Annotated in this window: 1 protein-coding gene and 3 pseudogenes; 2 read left to right on the forward strand and 2 right to left on the reverse strand. The window is 36.2% G+C overall.

All coding sequences use genetic code 11. The features are described from left to right. Positions 1-275 precede the first annotated feature (275 nt). Both BXU11_RS16620 and BXU11_RS16625 read left to right on the forward strand, forming a co-directional pair. A pseudogene (locus BXU11_RS16620) lies at positions 276-1,455 on the forward strand (acyl-CoA dehydrogenase family protein). Between the two features lie 87 nt (positions 1,456-1,542). Beyond that, positions 1,543-1,857: pseudogene (locus BXU11_RS16625) on the forward strand (DUF3050 domain-containing protein); the annotation flags it as partial. Here BXU11_RS16625 and BXU11_RS16630 read toward each other — a convergent pair. Together BXU11_RS16630 and BXU11_RS16635 are read right to left on the reverse strand one after the other, a co-directional pair. Further along, positions 1,857-2,407: pseudogene (locus tag BXU11_RS16630) on the reverse strand (PLP-dependent cysteine synthase family protein); the annotation flags it as partial. The pseudogenes BXU11_RS16625 and BXU11_RS16630 sit on opposite strands and share 1 nt — an antisense overlap. A 68-nt stretch (positions 2,408-2,475) precedes the next feature. Next, on the reverse strand, positions 2,476-4,434 hold a 1,959-nt coding region (locus BXU11_RS16635; RefSeq protein ID WP_078213340.1), incomplete at its 5' end, for a S9 family peptidase.

Consider the following 4,434-nt stretch of genomic DNA (forward strand, 5'->3'; position numbering starts at 1 on the left):
AATAGGTTTACAGACACCAAAAAGAACAAGCAAAAAAAATATTCTTCTCATAATTAGGCTTTACTTAAGACAGCAAATATATACCGACTTTACTTACACTAATTATTTTTAACAAAATTTTATCCTCTATAATTACACTACTACTACTATTCGTTGCTACATTGAAAATCTAATAAAACACCAATAACGTCATGTATTTCTATAAAAATACAACAATTTACATTAGTTTTGTTATATTTCTTTATGTAGATTTGTTCCCATAAAATTTTCGAACCATGAAACCAGACTTATTTCAATCTCCTGATTATTATAATCTTGACGATTTATTAACCGAAGAACACAAGTTAGTGCGTGACGCCGCAAGAGCTTGGGTAAAAAAGAGAAGTATCCCCAATTATAGAAGACTATGCTCAAAAAGCAGAATTTCCAAAACAAATCATCAAAGGTTTGGGAGAAATTGGCGGTTTTGGACCCTACATTCCTGTTGAATATGGAGGCGCTGGATTGGATCAAATATCTTACGGATTGATCATGCAAGAAATTGAACGTGGTGACTCTGGCGTGCGTTCTACTTCATCTGTACAATCTTCTTTGGTAATGTATCCTATTTGGAAATACGGTAACGAAGAACAACGTATGAAGTACCTACCCAAACTAGCTACCGGAGAATTCATGGGCTGTTTTGGATTGACGGAACCTGACCACGGCTCTAATCCTGGCGGAATGACCACCAACTTCAAAGACAAAGGCGATCACTATTTATTAAATGGTGCGAAAATGTGGATTTCTAACGCTCCTTTTGCTGATATTGCTGTAGTTTGGGCAAAGAATGAAGAAGGACGTATTCACGGTTTAATCGTAGAACGCGGTATGGAAGGATTTACCACTCCTGAAACCCACAACAAATGGTCTTTGAGAGCTTCGGCTACTGGAGAATTGATTTTTGACAATGTAAAAGTCCCAAAAGAAAACCTTTTGCCTAACAAATCTGGATTAGGCGCACCACTAGGTTGTCTAGATTCTGCTCGTTACGGAATTGCATGGGGCGCCATTGGAGCTGCTATGGATTGTTATGATACTGCTTTGCGTTATGCCAAAGAGCGTATTCAATTTGACAAACCTATCGCAGGCACCCAATTACAACAGAAAAAATTAGCCGAAATGATTACTGAAATCACCAAAGCGCAATTGCTTACATGGAGATTAGGCGTCTTGAGAAATGAAGGCAGAGCGACTTCTGCTCAAATCTCAATGGCCAAAAGAAATAATGTCGATATGGCGATTCATATTGCTCGTGAAGCAAGACAAATGCTAGGCGGAATGGGAATCACAGGCGAATATTCTATCATGCGCCATATGATGAACTTAGAATCAGTGATTACTTACGAAGGTACCCACGATATTCATTTATTAATTACAGGAATGGATATCACTGGAATATCCGCATTTAAATAAATAAACAACTATTAAAGTATTTATAAAATCAATCACATAAGCTTCTTGGAAACAGGAAGCTTTTTTAATTTTACAAAAAAAAAACCAATGGACATTACCTACATCAATTCAAAGATAGCTTCTCAAAAAGAACAACTTTTAAACCATAGCCTATATCAGAAAGTACAAAATCTAGAAGATTTACATAGTTTTCTAGAAACGCATGTGTATGCAGTATGGGACTTTATGTCCCTTTTGAAAGCTTTACAAGCCAAATTAACCTGTACATCAACTCCGTGGTTTGCGACTCCTAATCCAGAAACGCGCTATTTAATCAACGAAATTGTTTTGGCTGAAGAAACCGACCTTAGTATGGACGGAAGACACTTAAGCCACTTCGAAATGTACCTAGAAGCCATGGAAGTACAAGCTACTAAGTGGGTGATTTTACCATTGGTTTGTTTCCAAATTTCTGGTCCCGTAGTTAAATAATGGGCATCAATATTCAATTGATTAAAATACTGATTGATATAAACCGATCCTTTCGTTTCTTCGTGCAGTCTTTTCGCTACGTTATAATAGGAACGCTCATCATCGGCTGATACATGAGCAGGACAAACATATACTTTAGCGCCCAAGCTTCTGAGCATATCAATCTTATCTTTAGATGATTTGGAACTCACCGCTAAAATACAATTGTATCCCTTGATAATGCTCACCATGGCAAGACTAAATCCCGTATTCCCTGAAGTCGTTTCAATTATAGTATCGCCAGGAGTCAAAATGCCTTTTCGTTCTGCCTCTTCAATGATATACAAAGCAATTCGATCTTTAGATGAATGCCCTGGATTGAAAGCCTCAACTTTGCATAAAAGTTACCTTTTAATTCTTTTGTTACACTATTTAGCTTTATAAGAGGAGTATTTCCTATTAATTCTAAAACATTATTAAAAGCGTTTATTTCTTCTTTCATAAATAAATGTTAACCTGAGTTGTGAATCAAACAAGAAGGTAAGATACAAATCTAACAAAAAAATTCAATTACTTATTAATTTTCTCTAAATCTAGCAAAAAACTAAACTCTCTTGCCAACTCTTTCAAGGACTCAAATCGACCTGAAGCCCCACCATGTCCTGCATCCATATTGGTTACTAGATACAAGGCGGTATCCCCCTTTTTTACAGTTCTCAATTTAGCCACCCATTTTGCAGGTTCCCAATACTGCACTTGAGAATCGTGCAAGCCAGTTGAAACAAACATGTTAGGGTATTTTTGCTCTTTGACATTATCATAAGGTGAATACGACAACATATAATCGTAATATTTTTTACTGTTTGGATTCCCCCATTCGTCGTACTCCCCTGTTGTTAATGGAATGCTATCATCTAACATGGTGGTAATAACATCCACAAAAGGAACTTGAGCAATTACACCGTGGTACAATTCAGGCGACATATTCACGATAGCTCCCATCAGTAATCCTCCTGCCGAACCACCTTCGGCATACAAATGAGAAGCCGAAGTGTATTTTTGTTCTATCACAAATTTTGAGCAATCGATAAAATCAGTAAACGTATTTTTTTTATGCAATAATTTCCCGTCTTCATACCATTTTCTTCCTAAATCTTCACCTCCACGAATATGAGCGATTGCATAGACAAATCCTCTATCCAATAAAGTCAATCGAGTAGATGAAAAATAAGGTTCCATAGTGTTTCCATAAGAGCCATAAGCATACAATAACAACGGATTTTTACCATCTTTCTGAACTGATTTATGATAAACCATTGAAATAGGCACTTTGGTACCATCAGTAGCCGTAGCCCAAACTCTCTCTTCGACATAGTTGTTTTTGTCAAAAGTACCACCTAGAACCTGTTGCTCTTTTAAAACTACTTTGGTTTTGGTAGCCATATTAAAATCAATCACAGACGAAGGCGTAGCCATAGACTGATAACCATAGCGCAAGACATCTGTATCAAAATCGATATTTGTAGTGGTATAGGCATTGTAAGTTTCATTATCGAAAGGCAAATAATAATCTCCACTCCCACTCCAAGGCATAATACGAATATGATTCAAACCATTAGAACGTTCCTCAACTACTAAATAATTTTTGAAGATATCAATCCCTTCCAACAACACTTCTTCTCTGTGTGGGATAACATCCTTCCAATGCTTTTTTAAAGTAGTAGTTTCAGGAGTTTTCATCAACTTAAAATTCGTTGCTTTGTCTTTATTTGTCAAAACATAAAAAGAATCTCCATAGTGTGAAATACTATATTCTAGACCACGAACTCTAGGTTGAAAAACTTGAAACTCCCCTTCCGGTTGATCAGCATTCAAAATTCTACACTCGGTAGTTAGTGTACTACTAGAACCAATAACCAAGTATTTTCTTGACTTTTCTTTATAAACATACACATTGAAAGTGTCATCTTTTTCGTCAAATACTAAAATATCTTTTTTAGAATCTGTCCCTAATTTATGACGATACACCTTGTCTGATCGTAAAGTAACTTTATCTTGTTGGGTGTAAAAAAGAGTCGCATTATCATTGGCCCAAACCGATCCACCCGTTACATTTTTGATAGTGTCGGATAAAATTTCGCCCGTTTCTAAATCTTTAACTTGAATCGTATAAATCCTTCTCCCTTGGGTATCAATACCAAAAGAAGCATATTTATTATTAGGACTCACACTTAATCCACCCAACTGAAAATAGGAATGCCCTTTAGCCATTTCATTACAATTGAAGAGAATTTCTTCGGGAGCCGAAAGACTTTCTTTTTTTCTCGCATAAATAGGATAATCTTGACCTTTCTCGTAGCGAGTTATATAGTAATAGCCATTATAAAAATAGGGAACCGATTGATCGTCTTCCTTGATACGCGCCTTCATCTCCTCAAACAGTTCGGTTTGAAATTGCTTTGTGTGTGCAGTTTTAGCATTGTAATATTCGTTCTCTTGATTCAAATAAGCAATAACCTCAGGATTCTC

The organism is Flavobacterium sp. LM5, assembly GCF_002017945.1.
Lineage (GTDB): Bacteria > Bacteroidota > Bacteroidia > Flavobacteriales > Flavobacteriaceae > Flavobacterium > Flavobacterium succinicans.